This is a genomic window from Paracoccus aminovorans, from assembly GCF_001546115.1.
GTDB lineage: Bacteria > Pseudomonadota > Alphaproteobacteria > Rhodobacterales > Rhodobacteraceae > Paracoccus > Paracoccus aminovorans_B.
Map to the genome: position 1 here is coordinate 2,069,461 of NZ_KQ955208.1, position 19,044 is coordinate 2,088,504.

The window sequence follows — 19,044 nt, forward strand, 5'->3', positions numbered from 1 at the left end:
GTGCCGCGGGGTTTCCCGTTTGCCGAAGGGCGCCGATCAGGCCAGCGAGGCGTCGATGCCCTTGCAGGCCGCGACCAGACCCTTGACCGCGTCGACCGACTTGTCGAACATCGCCTGCTCGTCCTTGTTCAGCTCGATGTCGATGACCTTCTCGATGCCGCCGGCGCCGATCACGGTCGGCACGCCGACATAGAGGCCGTTCAACCCATAGGCGCCGTCCACATAGGCGGCGCAGGGCAGCACGCGCTTCTGATCCTTCAGATAGGCTTCCGCCATCTCGATGGCCGAGGTGGCCGGGGCGTAGAAGGCCGAGCCGGTCTTCAGCAGGCCGACGATCTCGGCGCCGCCGTCGCGGGTGCGCTGCACGATGGCGTCCAGCTTTTCCTGCGTGGTCCAGCCCATCTTGACCAGGTCGGGCAGCGGGATGCCGGCGACGGTCGAATAGCGGGCCAGCGGCACCATGGTGTCGCCATGGCCGCCCAGCACGAAGGCGGTCACGTCGCGCATCGAGACGCCGAATTCCAGCGACAGGAAGTGGCGGAAGCGCGCCGAATCGAGCACGCCGGCCATGCCGACGACCTTTTCGGCCGGCAGGCCGCTGAACTCGCGCAGCGCCCAGACCATCGCGTCCAGCGGGTTGGTGATGCAGATCACGAAGGCGTTCGGGGCATATTGCTTGATGCCTTCGCCGACCGATTTCATCACCTTCAGGTTGATGCCCAGAAGGTCGTCGCGCGACATGCCGGGTTTGCGCGGCACGCCGGCGGTCACGATGCAGACGTCGGCGCCGGCGATGTCGGCATAGTCATTCGCGCCCTTCATCACGGCGTCGAAACCCTCGGACGGGCCCGATTGCGCGATGTCCAGCGCCTTGCCCTGAGGCGTGCCCTCGGCAATGTCGAACAGGACGACATCGCCCAGTTCCTTCATCGCGGCCAGATGCGCCAGCGTGCCGCCGATCTGCCCCGCACCGATGAGTGCGATCTTGGGTCGGGCCATGAGTCAACCTCCGATTTCCATGATGGTTTCGCGGGGTGGGGTAGTCCCTTGGAATGGGAATCGCAAGCCATCTTGGCGCGCGAGCAAGAAGATTGCGCGCTGTCAACCGCTAACATGCCGAAACGGTCCCCGGCGTTGCCAAGGTCGGCGGGCTGGCGTAACCGGGACCGGGGATACCGGAGACGCGCATGGATCTGCTGGGTTGGGTGCTGGCGGCGGTGGCCGCCTTTTCGATCGGCCTGGCCAAGGGCGGGCTGTCGATGGTGGGCACGATCTCGGTGCCGCTGATGGCGCTGGTGATGTCGCCGGTGCAGGCGGCGGGGATCCTGCTGCCGGTCTATGTCGTCTCGGACATCGGCGGGCTGATCGCCTTTCGCCGCGATTTCGACGCGAGGGTGCTGGCGACGGTGGTGCCGGGCGCGATCACCGGCATCGGCCTGGGCTGGGCCACGGCGCATCTGGTCGACGACCGCCAGGTTGGCCTGATCGTCGGCGTGATCGGCATGGCCTTCGCGCTGAACGCCCTGCTGCGGCGCGGCGCGGGCGGGGCGGCGCGGGCGCCGGATCGGCTGCGCGGCGGGCTCTGGGGCACGGTCTCGGGCTATACCAGCTTTGTCAGCCATTCCGGCGCCGCGCCCTATCAGGTCTATGCCCAACCGCTGCACATGCCGCCGCTGACCTATGCCGGCACCACGACGATCTTCTTTGCCATCTGCAATGCGGTGAAGCTGATTCCCTATGCCATGCTGGGCCAGTTGTCGCTGCACAACCTGGCGATCTCGGCCGGGCTGATGCTGCCGGGCATCCTGGGCGTGCTGGCGGGGCTGTGGCTGGTCAGGCGCATGTCGCCGCAGGTTTTCTATGGGTTCATCACCTGGGCGCTGATGATCGTTTCGGCAAAACTGATCTGGGACGGGCTCTGACGCCGCGCTGCGGCAAAACAGCTCTTGCGATTCGGATCGTTTGCGGGCAGTTTCGCGCAAGATTATTACGCGAGGCGCCGATGACCCGTCCCTATCGCTCAGTTCTCTACATCCCCGCGGCCAATGCCCGCGCCATGGACAAGGCCCGCACGCTGCCGGCGGATGCGATCATATTCGACCTCGAGGACGCGGTGGCGCCCGGTGAAAAGCCGGCGGCGCGCGAGATGCTGAAACAGGCGCTGCAGACGGATTACGGCGCCCGCGCCCGGATCGTGCGCATCAACGGGCTGGATACCGAATGGGGCCAGGATGACGCCCGCGCCTTTGCCAGCGGCGCCGATGCGGTGCTGATCCCCAAGGTCAGCCGCCCCGAGGATCTGGACCGCGTGGCCGCGCTGGTGTCCGAAACCCCGCTCTGGGCGATGATGGAGACGCCGGCCGGGATGCTGAACGCCGGCGCCATCGCCGCCCATCCCCGCTTGGCCGGCATGGTCATGGGCACCAACGACCTGGCCAAGGACCTGGGCAGCCGCTTCCGCCCCGACCGCCTGCCGATGATGGCGGGCCTCGGCCTGTGCCTGCTGGCCGCCCGCGCGCATGGCCGGGTGATCGTCGATGGCGTCTACAATGCCTTCAAGGACGACGACGGCCTGCGTGCCGAATGCGAGCAGGGCCGCGACATGGGCTTCGACGGCAAGACCCTGATCCACCCCGCCCAGGTCGAGATCGCCAATGCCGTCTTCGCGCCCAGCGGGGACGAGATCGACCTGGCCCGGCGCCAGATCGAGGCCTTCGACGCCGCCTCGGCGCAGGGCAAGGGCGTGGCCGTGGTCGACGGCCGCATCGTCGAGAACCTGCATGTCGCCACCGCGCGCGGCACGCTGGCCAAGGCCGAGGCCATTGCGCGTCTGGCCAGCTAGGTCCAACCTGCGCCGGATACATCCAGCAAGGGGAAAGCCAGATGTTGATCCTGATCCTTGGCGTGGCCCTGTGGTGGGCGGCGCATCTCTCGAAGCGGCTGGCGCCGGGCCTGCGCGCCCGGCTGGGGCGCGGCGGCGTAGCCGGGCTGCTGGCGCTGTCGGTGGTTCTGATGATCTTCGGCTATCGCATGGCGGACGGGCCCTGGTGGTGGGGCGCCTCGGCGCCGGTCAAGGGCATCAACAACCTTCTGGTGCTGGTGGGTTTCTACCTGTTCGCGGCCGCCGGAATGAAGACCCGCATCACCGCGCGCATGCGCCATCCGCAGCTGACCGGCTTCGCGCTCTGGGCCTTTGCGCATCTGCTGCCGAATGGCGACCTGCCCAGCTTTGTCCTGTTCGGCGGGCTGCTGGTCTGGGCGCTGGTGGAAATGGCGGTGATCAACCGCGCCCAGCCGGTCTGGACCCCGCCCGCCGGCCCGTTCCCGGTCCGCAAGGAAGTCATGGCCGCCGTCGGCGCCGTTCTGGTCCTGCTGGTGGTCGGGCTGATCCATCGCTGGCTGGGCTACAACCCCTTTGGAGGCTGAATGCCCAAGATCTATCGCCTGCTGACCGAGGAGGACACCTCGGCCTTCTGCCACAAGGTCAGCGCCGCCCTGTCCAAGGGCTGGGAGCTTTACGGCAGCCCGTCCTATGGCTTTGATGCCGCAAGCGGAAAGATGCGCTGCGCCCAGGCGGTGACCAAGGACATCGCCGACGACTACCACCCCGAGATGAAGCTGGGACAACAATGAGCAAGACCAATCCGGGCCGTTTCTTCGAGGATTACCGCATCGGCCAGGTGATCCGCCACGCCGTCCCCCGCACCGTGGCCGAAGGCGAGCGCGCGCTGTATCACGCGCTTTATCCGGCGCGGCATGCGCTGTATTCCTCGGACGATTTCGCCGCCGATTGCGGGCTGGAGGGCTCGCCGCTGGACGACCTGATCGCCTTTCACACCGTTTTCGGCAAGACGGTGCCGGATGTCAGCCTGAACGCCATCGCGAACCTGGGTTATGCCGAGGGCCGCTGGCTGCGGCCGGTCTGGCCCGGCGACACGCTGCGCTCGGAATCCGAGGTGATCGGGCTCAAGGAGAACTCGAACGGCAAGTCCGGCGTGGTCTGGGTCCGCACCCGCGGCATCAACCAGGTCGGCGCGGTGGTGCTGGACTATGTGCGCTGGGTCATGGTGCGCAAGCGCGACGCCGCCAGCCCGGCGCCCGATCCGGTGGTGCCGGACCTGGCCAAGGTCGTGGCCGCCGCGGATCTGGTGGTGCCCGAGGGGCTGGATTTCAGCCGCTATGATTTCGAGCTGGCCGGCGAGCCGCATCGCTGGGGCGACTATGCCGTGGGCGAGATCATCGACCATGTCGACGGTGTCACCATTGAGGAGGCCGAGCATATGCTCGCCACGCGCCTGTGGCAGAACACCGCCAAGGTGCATTTCGACGTCACCGCGCGCGAGGACGGCCGCCGGCTGATCTATGGCGGCCATGTCATCAGCATGGCCCGGGCGCTGTCCTTCAACGGGCTCGCCAATGCGCAGATGATCGTGGCGCTGAACGGCGGCGCCCATGCCAACCCGTGCTTTGCCGGCGACACCGTGCGGGCTTGGTCCGAGGTGCTGGACAAGGCCCCGACCCCGGCGCCCGGCGTCGGTGCCCTCCGGCTGCGGCTGGTGGCGCAAAAGGGCGCGGCCGGCGATCACGCGCTGAAGGACGAACAGGGCAAATACGCCCCGAACGTGTTGCTGGATCTGGACTACTGGGCGCTGATCCCGACATGAGACCGGCGGCGCTTGCTCTTCTGACGCTGGCATGGGCCGGGCAGGCGCTGGCGCAGACCCCGCCCTGCGCCCTGAACGGGCTCGCGCCGCTGGCCGTGCAGGACGAGGCCAAGGCCGCCTTCCTGGCCGGCCGCTACGATGCGTTCTATCGCCTTGCCACGCCGCTGGTCCCCGAGGCGAAGGAGCGTTACGGCGCGGTGATCGGCAAGCTGCCCGTGCTGCTGCCCTCGGGCTTCGCCGATTGCTCGACCATCCTGCGGCGACAGGATCCGGGCGGAATGACGCAGGAAATCAGCCTGTTCAGGCTGAAGCCGCCCGGCACCGGCGTGCTTGCCCTGCTGCTGGCCACCGCCCCCGTCGGCGGCAAGGATCAGGTCATATTCTTCAGTTTCAACGAGAAAATTACTCAGGTTCTTGAGGATTTGCGGTGAGACGGGAGGTGATACCGCTAGCAGAATGGCGCATGTGATCACATGGGGCAAGTGCGTGATCACAAAGGCCGAAAATTTGTGATATTCGCCCTTTCATCTGGCCTCGCCCCGTGACAGATGCGACAAAACCACTAGAAGCAGACCCAATTTCTCGGCCAGCCCTCGCCGCCAGCCGCTTGTCGCGCCGAGGGCCCCTGAACGCAGGAGAGCGCATCATGGCTGACGTCAACCGGGGCAACCGGCCGCTGTCACCGCATCTGCAGGTCTATCGCCTGCCACTCGCCGCCATCACCTCGATCATGACGCGGATCACCGGCCATGCGCTGGTGGCCGGGATCCTGCTGATCGTCTGGTGGCTGGTCGCCGCCGTCGCCTCGCCGGGCGCCTTCGCCTGCGCCGACTGGGTGGTCCGGTCCTGGCTGGGCTTCATCATCCTGACCGGCTCGATGTGGGCGCTGTGGTACCACCTGCTCGCCGGGCTGCGCCACCTGTTCTACGACGCCGGCCGCGGGCTGGAGATCCAGACGGCGCAGAAATCCAGCCAGGCGATCATCGCCGGCTCGGTCGTGCTGGCCGTGCTGACGCTGATCATCTTCTTCGTGTTCTAAGGGGGCCGGACATGCGCTACATCACCCCGCTGAAAGCCGCCGAGGGCCTGGGTTCCGCCCATGAGGGCACCCAGCACCACTGGGCCATGACCGTTTCCGCCGTCGCGCTGACCGTGCTGACGCCGCTGTTCATGATCGTCGTCGCCCGCGCCATCGGCCTGCCGCATCCCGAGCTGGTCGCCTATTTCGGCCGGCCGCTGCCGGCACTGATCACCGCGCTGTTCGTCATCGTGGGCATGGTGCATTTCATCAAGGGCACCCGCATCATGATCGACGACTATTTCCACGGCGGCGTGCGCAAGGGCGCGATCATCTTCTCCGTCATCTTCGGCTGGGCGGTCATCGCCTGCGCCGTCTACGCGCTGGCCCGCATGGGTCTGGGCGCGATCGTCGTGCTTTGAGGTTCCGCCATGGCTGATTACAAGATCCAGACACATGATTACGATGTCGTGGTGGTCGGCGCCGGCGGCGCGGGCCTGCGCGCGACGCTGGGCATGGCCGAGCAGGGGCTGCGCACCGCCTGCGTGACCAAGGTCTTCCCGACCCGCTCGCACACGGTCGCGGCGCAGGGCGGCATCGCCGCCAGCCTGTCGAACATGGGTCCCGACAACTGGCAGTGGCACATGTATGACACCGTCAAGGGCTCGGACTGGCTGGGCGACACCGACGCCATGGAATACCTGGCGCGCGAGGCCCCGAAGGCGGTCTATGAGCTGGAGCATTACGGCGTCCCGTTCAGCCGCACCGAAGAAGGCAAGATCTACCAGCGCCCCTTCGGCGGCCACACCACCGAATTCGGCGAAGGCCCGCCGGTGCAGCGCACCTGTGCCGCCGCCGACCGCACCGGCCACGCCATCCTGCACACGCTCTATGGCCAGTCGCTGAAGGAAAAGGCCGAGTTCTTCATCGAATATTTCGCGCTGGACCTGGTCATCACCGACGGCGCCTGCACCGGCGTGGTGTGCTGGAAGCTCGACGACGGCACCATGCATGTCTTCAACGCCAAGATGGTGGTGCTGGCGACCGGCGGCTATGGCCGGGCCTATTTCAGCGCCACCTCGGCCCATACCTGCACCGGCGACGGCGGCGGTATGGTGGCGCGCGCGGGCCTGCCCTTGCAGGACATGGAATTCGTGCAGTTCCACCCGACCGGCATCTATGGCTCGGGCTGCCTGATCACCGAGGGCGCGCGCGGCGAAGGCGGCTACCTGACCAACTCGGAAGGCGAGCGCTTCATGGAACGCTATGCCCCGACCTACAAGGACCTGGCGTCCCGCGACGTGGTCAGCCGCTGCATCACGCTGGAGATCCGCGAGGGCCGCGGCGTGGGCGAGCACAAGGACCACATGTTCCTGAACCTGCAGCACCTGCCGCCGGAAAGCCTGGCCGAACGCCTGCCGGGGATCAGCGAATCCGCCCGAATCTTCGCCGGCGTGGACGTGACGCGCGAGCCGATCCCGATCCTGCCGACGGTGCATTACAACATGGGCGGCATCCCGACCAACTATTGGGGCGAGGTGCTGAACCCGACCGAGGAAAACCCGGACGCGGTCTTCCCCGGCCTGATGGCGGTGGGCGAGGCCGGCTGCGCCTCGGTCCATGGCGCGAACCGCCTGGGCTCGAACTCGCTGATCGACCTCGTGGTCTTCGGCCGGGCGGCGGCGATCCGCGCGGCCGAGGTGGTGGACCGCGCCGCGCCGATCCCGCTGATGAACAAGCCGGCGGTGGACGCGATCCTCGACCGTTTCGACCGCATCCGCAATGCCAACGGTTCGGTGCCGACGGCCGAGCTGCGGCTGGAAATGCAGCGCACCATGCAGGCCGACGCGGCGGTGTTCCGCACCGACAAGACCCTGGCCGAAGGCGCCCAGAAGATGGAGGCGATCGCCGCCAAGCTGAACCACGTCAAGGTCACCGACCGCAGCCTGATCTGGAACAGCGACCTGATGGAAACGCTGGAGCTGACCAACCTGATGCCGAACGCGCTGGCCACCATCGTCGCCGCCGAGGCGCGCAAGGAAAGCCGCGGCGCGCATGCGCATGAGGACTGGCCCGAGCGGGATGATGCCAACTGGCGCAAGCACTCGCTTGCCTGGGTCGAAGGCAACCATGTTAGACTGGCCTATCGGCCCGTTCATCTGGACCCCCTGACCACCCAGGACGAGGGCGGGATCGACCTGAAAAAGATCGCACCCAAAGCGAGGGTTTATTGATGCGTCTTCCTCTGATCCTGACCATGGCCGCGCTGGCCGTTTCCGGCTGCGTGGTCCAGAATCCCGGCATGGCGCCGGGGCCTGCGCCGCTGCCGCCGGTGGCGGGGCCGTCGCCGGATGCGGCCATCCGCTCCTCGGCCCGCGTGGTCGTGAACCGCGAGATGGCCCGGCGCCTGCCCGGCGCCAATGTCGCGCCCTATACCGATTGCGTGATGTCGAACGCGACCACGGCCGAACTGGCCAGCATCGCCGACAGCGCCAATGCCAGCGGCGCGGTCGCGGCCATCGTCGGCCGTCCGGCGACCTCGCAATGCATCGCCGGCGCCGCGGCCGCGGCCAAGCGGACCGCCTGATGCGGCGCGGCGCGCAGATGCTGCTGGTCCCGGCCCTGCTGCTGGGCCTGGCGGCTTGCGCGCCGATCCCGGTCGAGCAGGCCGAGCGCGCCTGCCTGGCCGATGCCCGCGACGCCACCGGCCCGCGCACCGAGATGGGCATCGGCGTCGGCTCGCATGGCGTGCGCGGCGGCTTCGTCCAGATCGGCGTTTCCTCGGACTATATCATGGGCCGCGATCCGTCGCAGGTCTTCCAGGAATGCGTCCAGCGCCGCTCGGGCCAGGTGCCCACACGGCCGCTTTACGAACAACCGGGCTGGCGGGCGCGCTGAAGCCCCCGGCCGCTCTGACCCGAACCGCACCGGCGGTCTGACCACCAGGAGTTACCCAATGGTCCAACTTACCCTTCCCAAGAACAGCCGCATGCGGGTCGGCAAGACCTGGCCGAAGCCGGCGGGCGCCAAGAATGTCCGCCGCTTCAACATCTATCGCTGGGATCCTGATACCGGGGAAAACCCGCGCATCGACACCTATTTCATCGACCTGGACAAATGCGGGCCGATGGTTCTGGACGCGCTGATCAAGATCAAGAACGAGATCGACCCGACCCTGACCTTCCGCCGCTCCTGCCGCGAGGGGATCTGCGGCTCCTGCGCGATGAACATCGACGGCGGCAACCGCCTCGCCTGCATCTTCGGCATCGACGAGGTCAAGGGCAAGGACGTGAATATCTATCCGCTGCCGCATATGCCGGTGGTCAAGGACCTGATCCCCGACCTGACGCATTTCTATGCCCAGCACGCCTCGGTCCAGCCCTATCTGATCACCGAGACGCCGACCCCGGACAAGGAATGGCGCCAGTCGATCGAGGACCGCAAGAAGCTGGACGGCCTCTATGAATGCGTGATGTGCGCCTCGTGCTCGACCTCCTGCCCGAGCTACTGGTGGAACGGCGACCGCTACCTGGGGCCGGCGGCGCTGCTGCACGCCTATCGCTGGATCATCGATTCGCGCGACGAGGCGACGGGGCATCGGCTCGACAGCCTGGAAGACCCGTTCAAGCTGTATCGCTGCCACACGATCATGAACTGCACCAACACCTGCCCCAAGGGGCTGAACCCGGCCAAGGCCATCGCCTCGATCAAGCACATGATGGTCGACCGCATCGTCTGACCTGCACGGGGAACATAGCCGGTATACCACGGCGCACCAGTTACGCCGCGTCGCAGAGGTTTATTTTTCTGCAGCGCGGCGTTATCTTTTCCGACGGGGAGAATGCAATGATCGACCCGGAGACTACAGATGAAAACCCAAGTCGAAACCAGCAAGAAGCCGGCCAAACTGTCCGTCCTGCAAGCCAAGACCAGGACCGACGTGCAGGGGCTGGCGGTCTTGGAACAGATGTTCGGCTACTTCAGCTTTGATCCGATGCCGCTGGAAGCTGCCGAGCCTCGTCTCGCCGCCTGAGAACGAGCGCTGGCCCTTCGGGGCCTCTCAGCGCGGCTTTGCGGCCGCGCTTTCGTTTGTCCGGCCCCTGCCGCACCGCAGCAGGAGTATTTGGAAAACAGTGAAGGCGATGGGCTTCACCGTTTCCCAAATACTCATGCAGCCGCGCGCCCTGTCGCCGGGGCGGCGCTTGCGCGGGAACGGCTTCCGGGCTTAGCATCCGGCCATGAACCAGAACATCCCCCAGGACGCCGCCGAACGCCGGGCCATCGCGCCGGTCATCTGCTATCCGAACGATACCCTGCCCGATCCCGATCTGCCCGGGCTGGCCGAGGCGCGGCGCCTGGCGCGCAAGACCGGCGAATGCTTGGTGCCGCCGCGCGAGGCGCGCTGTTTCCGCGTGCCGGCCGGGCATTTCTTTCGCGTGACCAGCGTGGAGGGGCCGCAGGTCGGCGACCTGAACCTGTGGTCCGCCGCCGATCCGCGCGAGCGGTTCTATTCCGGCAAGACCCGCGCCCTGCATGGCACGCATCTGACGCGGGGCGACCGGCTGTGGTCCTCGTTCCCCTGGCTGCGGCCGATGGCCACGGTGGTTGAGGATACGCTGGAATGGTATGGCATCGACGAGCATGGCGGCTCGGTCCATGACGTGATCGGCACCCGCTGCGACCCCTATACCCACCACCTGCTGAGCGGCGGGCAGGATTATCACCATTGCTGCCACTCGAACCTGACCCATGCGCTGATGGACGCATTGGGCCTGGACCGCGCGGCGGCCGAGCCGCTGGTGCATGACGTGCTGAACGTCTTCATGTGCACCGGCTTCACCCGCGACACCGGGCAATATTTCATGAAGGCGAGCCCGGTGCGGCCGGGCGACTGCATCGAATTCCATGCCGAGATCGACCTGATCGGCGGCCTTTCCGCCTGTCCCGGCGGCGATTGCAGCGCCGAGCATTCCAGCGACGCCGCCCGCTGCCATCCGCTGCTGGTCGAGATCTTTGCGCCGCAGGGGCCGGCCGCACGGCCAGAGCCCGCCCCCAGCGGCTATCGCTGGCCTAGAGACTGATCGGCACCATCACCTCGGGCTCGATCACCTGCACGACGGGCAGACCGCGCTTCAGCGGCTCGGCATCCTGCGCCAGCAGCGGGAAGGTCTTGTAATGACAGGGGATCACCGTCTTGAAGTCGAAATACTTCCGCGCCGCCCAGGCCGCGCGGTCCATGTCCATGGTGAAATGCCCGCCCGCCGACAGGATGCCGATGTCGGGCTGGTGATATTCGCCCATCCAGCCCATGTCGGCCATGATGTCGGTATCGCCCGAGACATAGATGACATGGCCCTCGCCCGCGATCATGTAGCCCGATTCGTGGCCGGCATAGACCGGACCCTCGCTGCCCTCGATCGAGGAGGAGTGGCTGGCGTTCACCATCGTCACCCTGGCCCCGCCCAGGTCGACGGTGCCGCCCTTGTTGTAGCCGATGCCCTCGATCCCCTGATGCGTCTGCCAGGTCGAGATCAGGTCGTAGATGCCGGCGACCGGGATCTTCAGTTCTTTCGCGATGGCCAGCGTGTCGCCGGTATGGTCGCCATGGCCATGCGTGATCAGGATATGGGTGGCCCCGGCGACGGCCTCGGCGCGCTTGTCGTCCGGGAACATCGGGTTGCCCGACAGCCAGGGGTCGATCAGGATCACCGCCTGCTCGATTTCAAGCCGAAAGCCGGAATGGCCAAGCCAGGTCAGTTTCATGCGCGGGCTCCTTCTGCTACGTCGGCGCATCCTGCCAAGCCGCCGCCCGCGCGTAAAGTTCCGCCGCGCGGCGCTTGCCCCCTTCGGGTCGCGGCGGTAAACCCGCCCCAAGCGAAAGGAGCCCCCATGGCGATCACCGAGGACGAGGCCCGCAAGGTCGCGCATCTGGCGCGGATTGCGGTCAAGGACGCCGACCTGCCCGCATTGGCGCAGGAGCTGAACGGCATCCTGCATTTCATGGAACAGCTGAACGAGGTCGACGTCGCGGGCGTCGAGCCGATGACCGGCGTCGAGCCGATGCGGCTGAAGCGGCGCGAGGATGTCGTCACCGACGGCGAGATCCAGGCGCTGATCCTGAAAAACGCCCCCGACGCGCGCGAGGGCTTCTTTGCCGTGCCGAAGGTGGTGGAATGAGCGATCTGAACCGGCTGACCATTGCGAGCGCCCGCGACGGGCTGCGCAAGGGCGATTTCACCAGCCTTGAGCTGACCGAGGCCTGCCTTTCGGCCATCGAGGGGGCGGGGGCGCTGAACGCCTTTGTCCACAACACCCCCGAGCGTGCGCGCCAGATGGCCGCCGCCGCCGACAGCCGCATCGCGGGTGGCGACGCGCCGGCGATGTGCGGCATTCCGCTGGGCATCAAGGACCTGTTCTGCACCAAGGACGTGCCTTCGCAGGCGGCGAGCCGGATCCTCGACGGCTTCCTGCCGCAATATGAATCGACCGTGACGCAGAACCTGTGGGACGCGGGCGCGGTCATGCTGGGCAAGCTCAGCATGGACGAATTCGCCATGGGCTCCTCGAACGAAAGCGCCTGCTACGGGCCGGTGGTCAGCCCGTGGAAGGTCGATGACCGGCAGCTGACGCCGGGCGGTTCTTCGGGCGGCTCGGCGGCGGCGGTGGCGGCGGACCTGTGCCTGGCCGCGACCGGCACCGATACCGGCGGCTCGATCCGCCAGCCGGCGGCCTTCACCGGCACGGTCGGGCTGAAGCCAACCTATGGCCGCGTCAGCCGCTGGGGCGTGATCGCCTTTGCCAGCTCGCTGGACCAGGCCGGGCCGATGACCAAGACCGTGCGCGATGCCGCGATCATGCTGGGCGCCATGGCCTCGGTCGATCCGAGGGATTCGACCAGCGCCGAGCGCGCGGTGCCGGATTACGAGGCGGCGCTGACCGGCGACATTCGCGGCAAGAAAATCGGCATCCCGCGCGAATACCGCGTCGAGGGGCTCTCGGCCGAGATCGACGCGCTTTGGCACAAGGCGACCGAGATGCTGCGCGATGCCGGCGCAGAAGTTGTAGACATCAGCCTGCCGCATACAAAATATGCGCTGCCGGCCTATTATGTCATTGCCCCGGCCGAGGCGTCCTCGAACCTCGCGCGCTATGACGGCGTGCGCTACGGCCGCCGCGCCAAGCTGGGCGCGGGCGACGGCGTGGTCGAGATGTACGAAAAGACCCGCGCCGACGGCTTCGGCCCCGAGGTGCAGCGCCGCATCATGATCGGCACCTATGTGCTGTCGGCAGGGTTCTACGACGCCTATTACAACCGCGCCCGCAAGGTGCGCGCGCTGATCAAGCGCGACTTCGACGAGGCCTTCGCGGCGGGGGTCGATGCCATCCTGACCCCGGCCACCCCCAGCGCCGCCTTCGGCCTGGGCGAGATGGCGGGCAAGGACCCGGTCGAGATGTATCTCAACGACGTCTTCACCGTGACCGTCAACCTGGCCGGGCTGCCCGGGATCTCGGTTCCGGTCGGGCTGGACCGGCAGGGCCTGCCGCTGGGCATGCAGCTGATCGGCCGGCCCTGGGACGAGGGCAACCTGTTGAACCTTGCACAAAGCCTCGAATCTGCGGCAGGCTTCACGGCGAAACCCTCGCGCTGGTGGTGACCGGCCTTTCACGGGAGAACGCGATGCGGAACCTGTCCCTGGCTCTTGTCCCGCTGCTGGCGCTGGCCGCCTGCGGCGAGAACACCGGCTGGAATCCGAATTACAGCGCCATGCACAACGGCTCGGCCTATGCGGATTACCTGCAGAAGCGCGAGGTCGCCCTGCATGGCCGGGGCCCGGTGCCGGACGCGATTCCGGTGCAATTGCCGGCCAAGGCGCCGACCGCCGCCGACATTGCCGGCGTGCCGGCGAAAAAGCCCGGCACGGTGACCGTGACGACCCGGCCCGTGACGACCCGGCCCTTGACGGCGGCGCCGGTTGCGGCCAGCGGCGCGACGCCGGTGCTGGTGCGTTATGCGCATCAGGAAAGCCAGAACCCGGGCCAGACCAAATACCCGCGCTCGGGCGTCTCGGCCAATGCGGCGGCGCGGGCCTGCCTGGCGTTTCCCAGCGTGAACGCGGCGCAGACCGCCTTCATCGCGGCGGGCGGGCCGGTGATCGACCCGCGCGGGCTGGACCCGGACGGCGACGGTTTCGTCTGCGGCTGGGATCCGCGCCCCTATCGCCAACCCCGGCTTTGAGCCTGTCGCCCAATCACGGGGACCGGCGCGGGCAGATCCCGTCGCTGGTGGTGATCCATTACACCGGCATGGCGGATGGCGCCGCGGCTCGCGCCCGGCTCTGCGACCCCGAGGCCGAGGTCAGCGCGCATTGGCTGATCCATGAGGACGGGCTGGTCGAAGCGCTGGTGCCCGAGCACCGCCGCGCCTGGCACGCCGGCGCCGGCAGTTGGCGGGGCCTGGACGATGTGAACTCGCGCAGCATCGGCATCGAGCTGGTCAATCCCGGCGACCGGCCCTTTCCCGAGCCGCAGATGGCGGCGCTGGAGCAGCTGCTGCGCGGCATCATGGCGCGCTGGGACATCGGCCCCGAGGGCGTGATCGCCCATTCCGACATGGCGCCCGACCGCAAGACCGACCCCGGCCCACGCTTCGACTGGCGCCGGCTGGGTTTGCAGGGGCTGGCGCTGTGGCCTTTCGAACCCGGTGCGGACCTGCCCCTTGAGGAAAGCTTGGCCCGGATCGGCTATCCCGACAGCCCCGCGCGGTTGGCGGCCTTTCGCCTGCGGTTCCGGCCTTGGGCGGAAGGGCCGGAGGATGAGGCGGATCGAAAGGCGGCGGCTGCGCTTCTCAAAGTGCTTGCTTGAATCAAAAATCAATCATATGATTGATTTATGAATGACAAGCACGCCTATATCCGCAAGGATGGCCGCCGCGCGATGATTGCCCGGGCCGCGCGTGCCCTGATCGTGGAAAACGGCTATGCCGCCTTGCGCACGCGCGACGTGGCGGCGCGGGTCGGGATCAATATTTCGACCCTGCATTTCCACGTCGCGAACAAGTCCGCATTGGTGGCGCTGGTCGCCGAAACTACGCGCGACGCCTTTCTGGACCTGCTGCCGCCCGCACCCGATCCGACCCGGCCGGCGCAGGCGCAACTGCGTGCCGAGGCGCAAGCCTATTTCTTCAGCCTGCGCGACCGGCCCGAATTGGCCGCCTGTTTCGCGCAACTGATGCAACTGGCCGGGGCCGAGCCGGCAATTGCCGTTCAGATGGACAGCTTTGCGCAGAGTTGGTGCCAGCGCTATGCCGAGATTTTGGCCATCGGCCGCACGCAGGGTGTATTTCGCGCCAATCTGGACCCGCTGGCGGCGGCGTTGGCGATGACCGGCGCGCTGACGGCTTTTGCGCCACGCGGTCCCAAGGGGCTGGCGATGTTCTGGCCGGTCTTCGGCGAACTGGAGCGCGGCTTTCTTGCCGCATCGGACAGGGAGGGGCGGCAATGAAATTCTCGAACATGGCCGAGCGGCAGATCCTGAAGGCGCAGGCCGAGGGGCAGTTCGATAATCTGAAGGGTGCGGGCAAGCCGCTGAACCTTGCCGATGACGGCAGCGCGGATGCCATCGGTTTTCGGATTATGGCCGACGCCGGCGCTCTGCCGCGCGAGATCCAACTACGCAAGGCCGTTGCCGAGCAGACGAAAGTCGCGCAAGCCACGTCCGACGCGGCCTCGCGCAAGATGGAGATGAATAAGCTGGCCGATCTGCAATTACGGCTAGATATAGAGCAGGAAGCGCGGCATCGATTCTATGGCGACTAACTAGATTGCGGCGAAGAAGCGCTTCACCCGCTCCGCCTCCTCCTCCAGCCCATAAGGCGGATTGACCACGAACATGCCCGAGCCGACCATGCCATGCCCCGGCCGGGCCGGCGGGAAGCGGACCTCGGACAGCAGCGCCTCGGGATGGTCGCGCAGCAGGGCCTGGACCATCGGGCGCTGGCGGCCGTCCAGCAGCAGCGGATACCACAGCGCAATGACGCCGACGTTCCATTTGCGCGCGAGCTTGGCGATGTGGCGCGGGATGGAATCGTAATCGGCCTTCACCTCATAGCTCGGGTCGATCAGCAGGAGACCGCGCCGCGGTGTCGGCGGGCAGAGCGCGTTCGCCATCTGGAAGCCGTCCTGCCGGTGCAGATGCGCGAAGCCGGCGACGCGGGCCAGCGCCGCATGCTCGGCCGGGTGCAGCTCGGCCAGGTGCGCCTCGTCTTCGGGGCGCAGGAAGTGGCGCGCAATCAGCGGCGAGCCGGGATAGGCATGCGGGCCGTGCAGGGCGCGGATCTGCTCCAGCGCCTGGCGCAGCGGGTGGTTCTCGGGCAGCCAGTCCTGCGCTAGGGCGCGGGTGATGCCGGCAGCGGCCTCGCCCGTGCGGGCCGATTCGGGGCCGGAGAGATCGTAGAGCCCGCGCCCGGCGTGGGTTTCCAGATAGCTCAGCGGCTTCGGCTTGGCGGTCAGGTAGTCCAGCATCGACGCCAGCAGCGCGTGCTTGTGCAGGTCGGCCAGGTTCCCGGCGTGATAGGCGTGCTGATAGGACAACATGCGCTGCGCTTAAACCGAAGGGCCGGAAATGAAAAGCGGCGGCGCCCAGGGAGGAGGAGGGGGCACCGCCGCGCAACGCTGGCCCAGGGAGGAGGAGGGGCCGCGTATGGGGTGCGGCAATGGCAGGGAGGAGGAGGCCATTACCGCATGTCGACGATCCCAGGGAGGAGGAGGGGACCGTCGCATCCGAACCCGCCTTGCGGCGGAAGTTTTGGGCGGCACCTCCAGGGAGGAGGAGGGAGGCGCCGCCGGAACAGCCAGGCCCAGGGAGGAGGAGGGGCCGGACCGTATCGGTTTGGCGGCGCCCCAGGGAGGAGGAGGGGGCGGCCGCCGGAACCGCGAAACCCAGGGAGGAGGAGGGGTTTCGCCGTATGGGGTGGCGGCATCCCCAGGGAGGAGGAGGGGGAGCCGCCTTAAGTGCAAGACCCAGGGAGGAGGAGGGGTCTTACCTTATCTGAGCGGCGGCATCCTCTAGGGAGGAGGAGGGAGGATGCCGCCTGAACCCGGACCCAAGGGAGGAGGAGTGGGTCGGGTGTCCGAATTCTTACTTCGCGCCCCAGGCGGCTTCGTAGGCCACGCTGCGGATCGAGCCACGGTTCAGGCCCAGGTCGGCCAGGTCGCGGTTCGACAGTTGGTTCAGCTCGCGCAGGGTCTGGCGATACAGCGCCCGGCGGGCCATATTGTCGCGGACATTGGCCACGAAGGTCGCGATCGCGCCGTGACCGGCGACATTGCGGTGCGAACCGCTATGGATCAGATCGAGAACAGCCATTTCATACACTCTTTCGTCTTGCGGATGGCGCGTTGAGGTTCGCTTGCTTTCGCTTTGCGGTGATCCTCGGTGCGTTGTTGGAGCTAACATGGCCCGTTTGCTGCGCTTGCACAATGGACGAAGACGCCATGCTGCTATGCAGAAACGGCATGGCTGTTTCGGGAACCCTGTTGCAAATCGTTAATATTTCGTGAGTTTTCGTGAGCCCAAGCGCCGCCTGCACGGGATAACCGACTTCGCCGGTCGTATTTTACCCGAGGTCACAGCGACTTAGCCTGGGATGCGCGTTTGTCGCGCCTTGCCGAGCCTGTCGCGAATTGCCATGCTGCGGGCGCTGCAATTGGGGGCCTGCCATGACCATTTCACGGGAACGTGTGCTCGAGGAGCTTTCGCGGATCGCGATTCCCGGGGGCGGAACCCTGGTTTCGCGCGACCTAGTGCGGGCCCTGAACGTCGAATCGGGCATCGTGCGATTCGTCATCGAGGCTCCGGACCCCACGCTTGCCCGCGCGCTGGCCCCGGTCGAGGCCGAGGCGCAGCGGCTGCTTTCGGCGCTGCCGGGGGTCGAGAAGGTGCAAATCGTCACCACCGCCCCCGCCGGGCCGCGCGGCGCCGCGCCGCAGGTGACGGCGCGCTCGGGCCCGGCCGGGGCGCCGGCGCCCAGCCTGAAGATCGGCCGGCATCCGACGCCGCAGGCCGGCCCGGCGCCGGTCAGCGGCGTGGCGCGGATCCTGGCCATCGGCTCGGGCAAGGGCGGGGTCGGGAAATCGACGCTGACCTCGAACCTCGCCGTGGCGCTGGCGCGCAAGGGGCGCCGCGTCGGGCTGCTGGATGCGGATATATACGGTCCCTCGCAGCCGCGCATGCTGGGGCTGACCGGGCAGCGCCCGAAAAGCGACGGCGACATGATCGAGCCGCTGCACGCGCATGGCGTCACCACCATGTCGCTGGGCCTGATGATGAAGGAAGGCGAGGCGGTGGTCTGGCGCGGTCCCATGCTGATGGGCGCGCTGCAGCAGATGCTGAACCAGGTGAAATGGGGCGAGCTCGACGTGCTTCTGGTTGACCTGCCGCCCGGCACCGGCGACGTGCAGCTGTCGCTGTGCCAGAAGGCGCAGGTCACCGGGGCGATCATCGTCTCGACGCCGCAGGACGTGGCGCTGATCGACGCCCGCCGCGCCATCGACATGTTCGACAAGCTCAAGACGCCGGTGCTGGGGCTGGTGGAAAACATGTCCACCTATATTTGCCCGAACTGCGGGCACGAGGCGCATCTTTTCGGCCATGGCGGCGTCGCGGCCGAGGCGGCGAAGCTGAACCTGCCCTTCCTGGGCGAGATTCCCCTGAACCTCGAGGTGCGGCTGGCGGGCGATGCCGGCACGCCGGTCGCGGCCAAGGACGGGCCGGTGGCCGAATCCTTTGCCCGATTGGCCGACCGGCTGATCGGCGGCGGCATGGCCTGATTCCCGACCCGTTCGGCGGGTCTGGGAAAGCATGGGAACGGGCGCCGGGAATGCACGGGACAGGCGCAGTTTCCGAATCACTGCCGCGTGATGCTCCGTGATTCTGCCGCTCCTTTCCGATTCCCGGCCGGCCCAGGCCGGCTGACAGGGCGCCCTTCGGGGGCGCCCATGTCGATTCCGGGAATTGCTGGGATTTATTTGCCACAGCCCAAGGATGCACCAGATCTTGTGGTTAACGGCGGCTGGGCCGCGATACCTTCCCCGCACTCCGCCAAGATATGAAATTGTTCGCCGGCTGTTCACGCGCGGAGGCCCGCCTGCTGCCCCGGTCGGTCCAAACAAATCCATTGCGTCCCATAAATTCCCATGCCATCCCTTTGCTCACGGAGACGGGCTACAGGGGCACCAAGACCCCAAGGCGACAAGCAGGCTTCATACAGGCACCCGCTTCCGAAAAATGGCCTCTGCGACGCGCGAGCAGCACCTCCCCCAGGTGGCGTGAAACGCAGGGCACGATCCCCGAAACTACGGGGCC

The 19,044-nt window shown here is 67.3% G+C and carries 25 protein-coding genes; 21 read left to right on the top strand and 4 right to left on the bottom strand.

Annotation, left to right across the window (positions count from 1 at the left end; translation table 11 throughout):
• Window positions 1-36: 36 nt before the first annotated feature.
• Window positions 37-999, bottom strand: a complete 963-nt coding sequence (gene mdh / locus ASV56_RS10595; protein ID WP_062561937.1) for a malate dehydrogenase — start codon at window positions 997-999, stop codon at window positions 37-39.
• A gap of 188 nt (window positions 1,000-1,187) precedes the next feature.
• Between mdh and ASV56_RS10600 the strand changes: the two genes are divergently transcribed.
• From ASV56_RS10600 to ASV56_RS10660, 14 genes are all read left to right on the top strand, one after another.
• A complete protein-coding gene (locus tag ASV56_RS10600) occupies window positions 1,188-1,922 on the top strand; it encodes a sulfite exporter TauE/SafE family protein (protein ID WP_062561938.1) in 735 nt (244 codons plus the stop codon).
• An 80-nt stretch (window positions 1,923-2,002) separates the two neighbouring features.
• Window positions 2,003-2,842, top strand: a complete 840-nt coding sequence (locus ASV56_RS10605; protein WP_062561939.1) for an HpcH/HpaI aldolase/citrate lyase family protein — start codon at window positions 2,003-2,005, stop codon at window positions 2,840-2,842.
• 41 nt (window positions 2,843-2,883) lie between these two features.
• Window positions 2,884-3,426 (top strand): NnrU family protein, encoded by a 543-nt coding sequence (locus ASV56_RS10610; RefSeq protein ID WP_062561940.1) that lies wholly within the window; start codon window positions 2,884-2,886, stop codon window positions 3,424-3,426.
• Entirely contained in the window at window positions 3,427-3,633 is a 207-nt protein-coding gene (locus ASV56_RS10615; protein WP_062561941.1) for a DUF1737 domain-containing protein, read from the top strand.
• Complete coding sequence (locus tag ASV56_RS10620; protein ID WP_062561942.1) at window positions 3,630-4,664, top strand: MaoC family dehydratase; 1,035 nt, start codon at window positions 3,630-3,632, stop codon at window positions 4,662-4,664. The genes ASV56_RS10615 and ASV56_RS10620 overlap by 4 nt, the downstream gene beginning before the upstream one ends.
• On the top strand, window positions 4,661-5,095 hold the full coding sequence (locus ASV56_RS10625) for a hypothetical protein (protein ID WP_062561943.1): 435 nt from the start codon (window positions 4,661-4,663) through the stop codon (window positions 5,093-5,095). The genes ASV56_RS10620 and ASV56_RS10625 overlap by 4 nt, the downstream gene beginning before the upstream one ends.
• Window positions 5,096-5,310: 215 nt before the next feature.
• Window positions 5,311-5,703, top strand: coding sequence for a succinate dehydrogenase, cytochrome b556 subunit (gene sdhC / locus ASV56_RS10630; RefSeq protein ID WP_062561944.1), 393 nt, complete (start codon window positions 5,311-5,313; stop codon window positions 5,701-5,703).
• Between the two features lie 11 nt (window positions 5,704-5,714).
• On the top strand, window positions 5,715-6,104 hold the full coding sequence (gene sdhD, locus ASV56_RS10635) for a succinate dehydrogenase, hydrophobic membrane anchor protein (RefSeq protein ID WP_017998570.1): 390 nt from the start codon (window positions 5,715-5,717) through the stop codon (window positions 6,102-6,104).
• 9 nt (window positions 6,105-6,113) lie between these two features.
• A complete protein-coding gene (gene sdhA / locus ASV56_RS10640; RefSeq protein ID WP_062561945.1) occupies window positions 6,114-7,916 on the top strand; it encodes a succinate dehydrogenase flavoprotein subunit in 1,803 nt (600 codons plus the stop codon).
• Window positions 7,916-8,269, top strand: coding sequence for a hypothetical protein (locus ASV56_RS10645; RefSeq protein WP_062561946.1), 354 nt, complete (start codon window positions 7,916-7,918; stop codon window positions 8,267-8,269). Before sdhA ends, ASV56_RS10645 begins: the two co-directional genes overlap by 1 nt.
• A complete protein-coding gene (locus ASV56_RS10650) occupies window positions 8,269-8,580 on the top strand; it encodes a hypothetical protein (RefSeq protein ID WP_062562322.1) in 312 nt (103 codons plus the stop codon). Before ASV56_RS10645 ends, ASV56_RS10650 begins: the two co-directional genes overlap by 1 nt.
• A gap of 58 nt (window positions 8,581-8,638) precedes the next feature.
• On the top strand, window positions 8,639-9,421 hold the full coding sequence (locus ASV56_RS10655) for a succinate dehydrogenase iron-sulfur subunit (protein WP_026155167.1): 783 nt from the start codon (window positions 8,639-8,641) through the stop codon (window positions 9,419-9,421).
• Between the two features lie 129 nt (window positions 9,422-9,550).
• Window positions 9,551-9,715 (top strand): hypothetical protein, encoded by a 165-nt coding sequence (locus ASV56_RS23550; RefSeq protein WP_156429124.1) that lies wholly within the window; start codon window positions 9,551-9,553, stop codon window positions 9,713-9,715.
• 205 nt (window positions 9,716-9,920) lie between these two features.
• Window positions 9,921-10,763 (top strand): urea carboxylase-associated family protein, encoded by an 843-nt coding sequence (locus tag ASV56_RS10660; protein ID WP_062561947.1) that lies wholly within the window; start codon window positions 9,921-9,923, stop codon window positions 10,761-10,763.
• Here the strand turns inward: ASV56_RS10660 and ASV56_RS10665 are convergent.
• Window positions 10,753-11,445, bottom strand: coding sequence for a metal-dependent hydrolase (locus tag ASV56_RS10665; protein WP_062561948.1), 693 nt, complete (start codon window positions 11,443-11,445; stop codon window positions 10,753-10,755). The genes ASV56_RS10660 and ASV56_RS10665 overlap by 11 nt on opposite strands.
• Window positions 11,446-11,571: 126 nt before the next feature.
• Here ASV56_RS10665 and gatC point away from each other — a divergent pair, with 126 nt between their 5' ends.
• Genes gatC through ASV56_RS10695 form a run of 6 tightly spaced genes read left to right on the top strand, consistent with a single transcriptional unit; the run spans window position 11,572 to window position 15,497 of the window.
• Window positions 11,572-11,859 (top strand): Asp-tRNA(Asn)/Glu-tRNA(Gln) amidotransferase subunit GatC, encoded by a 288-nt coding sequence (gene gatC / locus ASV56_RS10670; protein WP_017998562.1) that lies wholly within the window; start codon window positions 11,572-11,574, stop codon window positions 11,857-11,859.
• Complete coding sequence (gene gatA / locus ASV56_RS10675; RefSeq protein WP_062561949.1) at window positions 11,856-13,337, top strand: Asp-tRNA(Asn)/Glu-tRNA(Gln) amidotransferase subunit GatA; 1,482 nt, start codon at window positions 11,856-11,858, stop codon at window positions 13,335-13,337. Before gatC ends, gatA begins: the two co-directional genes overlap by 4 nt.
• A 23-nt stretch (window positions 13,338-13,360) precedes the next feature.
• Window positions 13,361-13,918: a hypothetical protein gene (locus ASV56_RS10680; RefSeq protein WP_062561950.1), complete on the top strand. Its 558-nt coding sequence runs from the start codon at window positions 13,361-13,363 to the stop codon at window positions 13,916-13,918.
• Complete coding sequence (locus ASV56_RS10685) at window positions 13,915-14,544, top strand: N-acetylmuramoyl-L-alanine amidase (RefSeq protein ID WP_062561951.1); 630 nt, start codon at window positions 13,915-13,917, stop codon at window positions 14,542-14,544. The genes ASV56_RS10680 and ASV56_RS10685 overlap by 4 nt, the downstream gene beginning before the upstream one ends.
• A 27-nt stretch (window positions 14,545-14,571) precedes the next feature.
• Window positions 14,572-15,183, top strand: coding sequence for a TetR/AcrR family transcriptional regulator (locus ASV56_RS10690; RefSeq protein ID WP_062561952.1), 612 nt, complete (start codon window positions 14,572-14,574; stop codon window positions 15,181-15,183).
• A complete protein-coding gene (locus ASV56_RS10695) occupies window positions 15,180-15,497 on the top strand; it encodes a DnaJ family domain-containing protein (RefSeq protein WP_062561953.1) in 318 nt (105 codons plus the stop codon). The genes ASV56_RS10690 and ASV56_RS10695 overlap by 4 nt, the downstream gene beginning before the upstream one ends.
• On the opposite strand, the gene ASV56_RS10700 is transcribed toward ASV56_RS10695, so the two are convergent.
• Window positions 15,498-16,274 (bottom strand): 23S rRNA (adenine(2030)-N(6))-methyltransferase RlmJ, encoded by a 777-nt coding sequence (locus ASV56_RS10700; protein ID WP_062561954.1) that lies wholly within the window; start codon window positions 16,272-16,274, stop codon window positions 15,498-15,500.
• A 544-nt stretch (window positions 16,275-16,818) separates the two neighbouring features.
• A complete protein-coding gene (locus ASV56_RS10705) occupies window positions 16,819-17,046 on the bottom strand; it encodes a DUF1127 domain-containing protein (RefSeq protein WP_062561955.1) in 228 nt (75 codons plus the stop codon).
• Window positions 17,047-17,399: 353 nt separating this feature from the next.
• Here ASV56_RS10705 and ASV56_RS10710 point away from each other — a divergent pair, with 353 nt between their 5' ends.
• A complete protein-coding gene (locus ASV56_RS10710; RefSeq protein WP_062561956.1) occupies window positions 17,400-18,509 on the top strand; it encodes an Mrp/NBP35 family ATP-binding protein in 1,110 nt (369 codons plus the stop codon).
• The last annotated feature ends 535 nt before the right edge of the window (window positions 18,510-19,044 follow it).

Excerpts from the sequence above, each read along its gene's own strand:
- ASV56_RS10650 (WP_062562322.1), top strand. The coding sequence starts at position 8,269 with ATGCGGCGCGGCGCGCAGATGCTGCTGGTCCCGGCCCTGCTGCTGGGC.
- ASV56_RS23550 (WP_156429124.1), top strand. The coding sequence starts at position 9,551 with ATGAAAACCCAAGTCGAAACCAGCAAGAAGCCGGCCAAACTGTCCGTC.
- ASV56_RS10620 (WP_062561942.1), top strand. The coding sequence starts at position 3,630 with ATGAGCAAGACCAATCCGGGCCGTTTCTTCGAGGATTACCGCATCGGC.
- ASV56_RS10605 (WP_062561939.1), top strand. The coding sequence starts at position 2,003 with ATGACCCGTCCCTATCGCTCAGTTCTCTACATCCCCGCGGCCAATGCC.
- sdhC (WP_062561944.1), top strand. The coding sequence starts at position 5,311 with ATGGCTGACGTCAACCGGGGCAACCGGCCGCTGTCACCGCATCTGCAG.
- ASV56_RS10700 (WP_062561954.1), bottom strand. The coding sequence starts at position 16,274 with ATGTTGTCCTATCAGCACGCCTATCACGCCGGGAACCTGGCCGACCTG.
- ASV56_RS10680 (WP_062561950.1), top strand. The coding sequence starts at position 13,361 with ATGCGGAACCTGTCCCTGGCTCTTGTCCCGCTGCTGGCGCTGGCCGCC.
- ASV56_RS10690 (WP_062561952.1), top strand. The coding sequence starts at position 14,572 with ATGAATGACAAGCACGCCTATATCCGCAAGGATGGCCGCCGCGCGATG.
- ASV56_RS10600 (WP_062561938.1), top strand. The coding sequence starts at position 1,188 with ATGGATCTGCTGGGTTGGGTGCTGGCGGCGGTGGCCGCCTTTTCGATC.
- ASV56_RS10655 (WP_026155167.1), top strand. The coding sequence starts at position 8,639 with ATGGTCCAACTTACCCTTCCCAAGAACAGCCGCATGCGGGTCGGCAAG.
- ASV56_RS10660 (WP_062561947.1), top strand. The coding sequence starts at position 9,921 with ATGAACCAGAACATCCCCCAGGACGCCGCCGAACGCCGGGCCATCGCG.
- ASV56_RS10695 (WP_062561953.1), top strand. The coding sequence starts at position 15,180 with ATGAAATTCTCGAACATGGCCGAGCGGCAGATCCTGAAGGCGCAGGCC.
- ASV56_RS10705 (WP_062561955.1), bottom strand. The coding sequence starts at position 17,046 with ATGGCTGTTCTCGATCTGATCCATAGCGGTTCGCACCGCAATGTCGCC.
- ASV56_RS10710 (WP_062561956.1), top strand. The coding sequence starts at position 17,400 with ATGACCATTTCACGGGAACGTGTGCTCGAGGAGCTTTCGCGGATCGCG.
- sdhA (WP_062561945.1), top strand. The coding sequence starts at position 6,114 with ATGGCTGATTACAAGATCCAGACACATGATTACGATGTCGTGGTGGTC.
- ASV56_RS10610 (WP_062561940.1), top strand. The coding sequence starts at position 2,884 with ATGTTGATCCTGATCCTTGGCGTGGCCCTGTGGTGGGCGGCGCATCTC.
- ASV56_RS10665 (WP_062561948.1), bottom strand. The coding sequence starts at position 11,445 with ATGAAACTGACCTGGCTTGGCCATTCCGGCTTTCGGCTTGAAATCGAG.
- ASV56_RS10645 (WP_062561946.1), top strand. The coding sequence starts at position 7,916 with ATGCGTCTTCCTCTGATCCTGACCATGGCCGCGCTGGCCGTTTCCGGC.
- mdh (WP_062561937.1), bottom strand. The coding sequence starts at position 999 with ATGGCCCGACCCAAGATCGCACTCATCGGTGCGGGGCAGATCGGCGGC.
- ASV56_RS10625 (WP_062561943.1), top strand. The coding sequence starts at position 4,661 with ATGAGACCGGCGGCGCTTGCTCTTCTGACGCTGGCATGGGCCGGGCAG.
- gatC (WP_017998562.1), top strand. The coding sequence starts at position 11,572 with ATGGCGATCACCGAGGACGAGGCCCGCAAGGTCGCGCATCTGGCGCGG.
- ASV56_RS10615 (WP_062561941.1), top strand. The coding sequence starts at position 3,427 with ATGCCCAAGATCTATCGCCTGCTGACCGAGGAGGACACCTCGGCCTTC.
- sdhD (WP_017998570.1), top strand. The coding sequence starts at position 5,715 with ATGCGCTACATCACCCCGCTGAAAGCCGCCGAGGGCCTGGGTTCCGCC.
- gatA (WP_062561949.1), top strand. The coding sequence starts at position 11,856 with ATGAGCGATCTGAACCGGCTGACCATTGCGAGCGCCCGCGACGGGCTG.